The following is a 4,718-nucleotide window of genomic DNA, read 5'->3' on the forward strand; positions in this document are numbered from 1 at the left end:
CTTCGACCACAGCCCCGCGGTCCGGGCCGTCCGCGGGGCTGTGGTCGAAGAGAAGGTGGAGGCCGGCGACATCCATGAAGGCGGTGTGGTGAAGGTCCCACAGCAGATCGGTTACGCGTGCCGGAAGGGCGGCGGCGCGCAGGGAGGCAGGGTGCCGTCCCCGGGATGGGGACACGCCCGGCTCCGCGAAAGACCGGCGCCCGCGGGCGCCGGTCAGTCTCGTGTCTGACCACCGTCGCACACCCCCGCCCCCCTCCACGATTCCCCATGGGGTAACGCTCTGGGACACCCCGCCGCGATGCCGCCCGCCTGGGCTGAACCGGATGCCGGAGTCTGCGTCCCGTTCTGAGGGGTCAGGCGATCCAGTCCCTTCGTGTCTCGGCAGCCAGGTAGCGCACGCCGAGGCGGTCACGGACCCGGTCGGCGAGGGCCACGGCATCGGGGCCTCGACGGGGACTGTCAGGCCCGGCGCGCCGGGAGCAAGGGCAGCACGCCTGCATCCGGGCATGAGCGGGAAAGGAACGCAGGTACGCAGCGTCCGAGCGCGCAGCGGGCGGCACGACCGACGATCATGAAAGAGGCAGACGCGTGGCTGAGCCAGAGCACACCGAGAGCATGGATCAGCACTCCCGTGGGGCGGCTGACACCGCTGTGGGCGAGGCGCTGGCCGCCATCGGCGCGGGGGCGTACGTGGTGGACGAGAAGGGGTGCATCATCGCGGTCAACGCCCGGGCAGAGCAGTTGCTGGCGCGGCCCGCGGAGGACCTCGTCGGTCATGACGCGCACGATCTGCTGCACCGTGATGCCCGTGGTCAGCCGATGCCGACCAGCAGATGCAGCATGCGGGAGGCCTTTCACGCCGGAAGCACCGCCCAGGCCGAAGGAGAGTGGTTCGCCTGCGGTGACGGCTCCCTGCTGCCCGTCAACTGGGTGATCACCCCCTACGACACCGGTGGCCGGGAGGCCGCCACGCTCGTTGTCTTCCACTGCGCCCGGCAACCGCAGGAAGGGGGCCGACGGCCGGAGCCGGTGGCGGAGGCACTGACGGAGCTTGAGCGGCTGGCGCTGCTGGCGCAGACCACGACACAGCTGAACTCCACTCTGGACACCAACGAGGCGCTGCGCCGGCTCGTGGCGCTGCTCGTGCCCCGGCTGGCGGACTGGGTGGTCATCGACTTGATCATGGAGCGGGACGAGGTGTGGCGCACCGCCGTGGTCCATGCCGAAGGCGGCAGGCTGGTGGACCACGAAGAGTTGCAGGGTCCGATGCCCCCGGTGCCGGAAGAATCCCCGATGCCGCTGTCCCGAGCGCTGCGCGGGGTTGCTTCCACCCTTGCCGGTCCCCAGACCTACCGGCAGCCGCCTGATTCCGGCATCGCGGTCGAACAGCGCCGCCTGTTCGAGGCCACCGGTATCCGCTCCGCGGCCATCGTCCCCATCCGCAGCACTCGCGAGGTGCTGGGGGCCTTGACCCTGGGCCGCGCCGAGAAAGCGGGGGACTTCACCACCGCCGACCTTCCGCTGATCGAGGACATCGCGCGCCGGGCCGCGATCGCTCTGGACAACGCCCGCCTCTACCAGCGGCAGCGCAAGGTCGCCGAGACCATGCAGAACCACCTGCTGCCCCAGCTGCCGCGCGTGCCCGGGCTGGAGATGATCGCCCGCTATCTGCCGGCACCCCATGCCTCACAGGTCGGCGGTGACTGGTACGACGCCTTCTGCCTGCCCGACGGCGCCACCGCCCTGGCCGTCGGGGACGTCGTCGGCCACGACCTGGAGGCAGCGGCCGGCATGGCACAGGTGCGCAACGTGCTCCGTGCCTACGCCTGGTCCCAGCAGGAACCCCCCAGCCGGATCGTCGAGCGGCTCGACGAGGCGATCACGCACATCACCAATGTGCCCATGGCCACTGTGATCTTCGCCCGCCTCGATCAGGCGGACCACGGGCACTGGGAACTGTCCTGGACCAACGCCGGCCACCCGCCACCTCTGCTGGTCAGTCGGGACGGCCTCACTAGCTACCTCACCGACGGCCACGGCATCCTCCTGGGCACGTGGGCCCGCACGCCCCGCCCCGACGCCACCGCCGTCCTGCCGCCCGGATCCACCCTCCTGTTCTATACCGACGGTCTCATCGAAGCAGCCGGACACTCCCTGGACGAGGGTCTGGGCCGGCTGCGCCAGCACGCGGCCGCCCTCGCCCACCGCCCCCTCGCTTCCTTCACCGACCAGCTCCTGCGCCGGGTCCGCCCCGCCGACAACGACGACGACGTCGCTCTCCTCGCTCTGCGGACCCCAGTGGAGACACGCGCGAGATAGGCGCCGCCAGCCAGCGCGGCGCACGCGGCGACGAACGCCTTCTCGTCCGTCACGACGGCTGGCGCATCCCCGCGTGCGCGGGGGCGACACCCGCGACCTTGACGAGCGGGTCGTCGTCACCCGACCATCCCCGCGTGCGCGGCGGCCGACAGCCGTCCGGTTGAGGCCTGCACACTCGCCTCAACTGGTTCATCAGCCAGTGAAGGTCCGGTGGACTACGGCTCCTCGGGCGGGCTCTTCTGGCTGAGTGCGCCCGCGGCAGTGCGCAGGAAGGCTGCGAGCTCCCGGACGAGTTCGGTCGGCCGCCGGCGGTGCACAATGCTGATCTCGCGGGCCGGAGTGAGCCCGCGAAGGCCGTGCACCGAGACCCTGGAGCGATCGGCACCGGCGAGCATGCTCCCAGGGACGAGCGCGACGCCCAGTCCGGCACCGACCAGTGCCAGGATGACGTGGTAGTCGGCGGACTCGTAGGCGACGTGGAACTCAACGTCCGCTTGGCGGGCGAGCGTTTCCAGACAGGTCCTGTTCGGGATGCCCGGTGCGCCGGAGATCCATGTCTCGGTCTCGAGCTGGCCGAGGCTGATGCCGCCGTGTGCCGCGTCCCCGGCGAGCCGGTGGCCGGCGGGCAGCACCAGTCGGAGCGGGTCGTCGAGCAGCGGCTGCCGGTCGAGCCCTGGATGCGGTGTCGGTGCCACGCCGGGGTAGCGATGGGTGATCAGCACCTCCAGATCGCCCGACGTCACCAGCCCGTAGCCCTCGGGCGGTTCGATGTCGACAAGCGACAGCTCGGCTCGGGGATACCGGCGTTGGAGGGCGGCCAGCGCTGCCGGCACCAGCACTTGCGCCGCGGTAGCGAAGGAGCCCAGCGCGAGGCGCTGCGGCTGCACCCCCATCGCGGCGTCGATCGCGGCCCGGGCCTGCCGGAGCTCTCCGATCACCCGCTCGCCGTGTTCCACCAGGACAGCGCCGACCGGCGTCAAAGTGACGCCGGTCGGGCGGCGTTCGAGTAGGCGGGTGCCGAGTTCCGTTTCGAGTTTGGAGATCTGCTGGGAGAGGGCCGAGGGAGTGAAGGAGAGCTTGCGCGCTGCCTCGGCGATCGACGCGGCGTGTGCCACCTCCATCAGTACCCGCAAACGGTTGACGTCCAGCTCTCGCACCATGCGCCCATCGTAAGCAGCACTAACGGAGGCTTATCAACCGTTGCTGGCGCTAATGGTGGCGCCCGTGAAGCATGGACTCCGTGAAGAGTCCAACTCGCATGCTTTCGGCCAGCGACGTCCGCGCCGCCGCCGAAAGAATCCGTCCTTACGCCCGTCGTACTCCGCTGTTCGATGTGAAGATCGGTGACCGGCGCGTCCTGCTGAAGCTGGAGTACCTCCAGCGCAGCGGCTCGTTCAAACTGCGCGGCGCACTCAACGCGATGCTCTCGAAGCCTCTGGACGACCACATCGTGGCCGCGTCCGGCGGCAACCACGGCCTGGCGGTGGCGACGGCGGCGTCACTGCTCGGCGTGTCCGCGACGGTCTATGTGCCGGAAACGGTTCCAGCGGCGAAGGCCCGCCGCATCGAGGCCGCCGGTGCGCGGCTCGTCCGGCACGGCGCTGCCTTCGCCGAGGCGGCCTCGGCGGCGGCGGATGCTGCGGCGCGGCCGGGATATCGGTTCCTCCACCCCTATGACGATCCGGCCGTCGTCGCGGGCCAGGGGACCGTGGCGGCCGAGATCGTGGCTGATGCGCCTGGTGTCGACGCGATCGCGGTGGCTGTCGGCGGCGGTGGGCTGGCGGCCGGTACGGCACTCTCAGGCACTGGGCGCCGTGTGGTCGCCGTGGAGCCGGAGCACTGCTGCTGCTTGCACGACGCCCTCGCTGCGGGGGAGCCAGTGGACTCGGCCGTGGACTCCGTCGCCGCATCCGCGACCGGGGCGAGCCGGGTCGGCGAGGTCCCTTTCGCCGTCCTGTCCACACACGACGTGTCCTCCGTGCTGGTCAGCGATGAGCAGATATTGCGGGCACGCGACCGGCTGTGGGAGGAATGCCGGATCGCGGTCGAACCAGCTGCGGCTGTCCCGTTTGCCGCATGGCTGGCCGGCCAGGTTCCCGGAGACCTGCCGTGCCTGATCGTCTGTGGTGCGAACGTGGATTGGGCTGCCGGGTGAAGGGACGTGCTGAGGTGGTGGACTTGAGGCGGGTACCCGAGCAACGGCGTGGCCACGGCGCCCTCTACGACGCGTGTCTGCATCAGCAGCAGGCTTTTCCCTCATCCAACAACCACTGATGTCGGGTAGTTCAGAGAAGAGCAGCAGGCCGTCCGGCACCGGTGCCGCCCCCGGGGCGAGAGCCCGGGGGCGATGTTCAGGCGCGGGGCGCCGGGACGCCCGGGTTCTCGCTGGCCAGCCCTCC

General features: G+C 70.7%; 3 protein-coding genes. 2 read left to right on the top strand and 1 reads right to left on the bottom strand.

Going from position 1 to position 4,718, the window contains the following annotated elements:
* Window positions 1-615: 615 nt before the first annotated feature.
* On the top strand, window positions 616-2,319 hold the full coding sequence (locus tag CCN33_RS28130) for a SpoIIE family protein phosphatase (protein WP_086696232.1): 1,704 nt from the start codon (window positions 616-618) through the stop codon (window positions 2,317-2,319).
* Window positions 2,320-2,534: 215 nt separating this feature from the next.
* Here CCN33_RS28130 and CCN33_RS28135 read toward each other — a convergent pair whose 3' ends face one another.
* Entirely contained in the window at window positions 2,535-3,479 is a 945-nt protein-coding gene (locus CCN33_RS28135) for a LysR family transcriptional regulator (protein ID WP_086696229.1), read from the bottom strand.
* A gap of 98 nt (window positions 3,480-3,577) precedes the next feature.
* Between CCN33_RS28135 and CCN33_RS28140 the strand changes: the two genes are divergently transcribed.
* Window positions 3,578-4,474: a serine/threonine dehydratase gene (locus CCN33_RS28140; RefSeq protein WP_208621929.1), complete on the top strand. Its 897-nt coding sequence runs from the start codon at window positions 3,578-3,580 to the stop codon at window positions 4,472-4,474.
* Window positions 4,475-4,718 lie beyond the last annotated feature (244 nt).

Source organism: Streptomyces recifensis (assembly GCF_002154615.1).
In the GTDB taxonomy this organism is placed as follows: Bacteria; Actinomycetota; Actinomycetes; order Streptomycetales; family Streptomycetaceae; genus Streptomyces; species Streptomyces griseoluteus.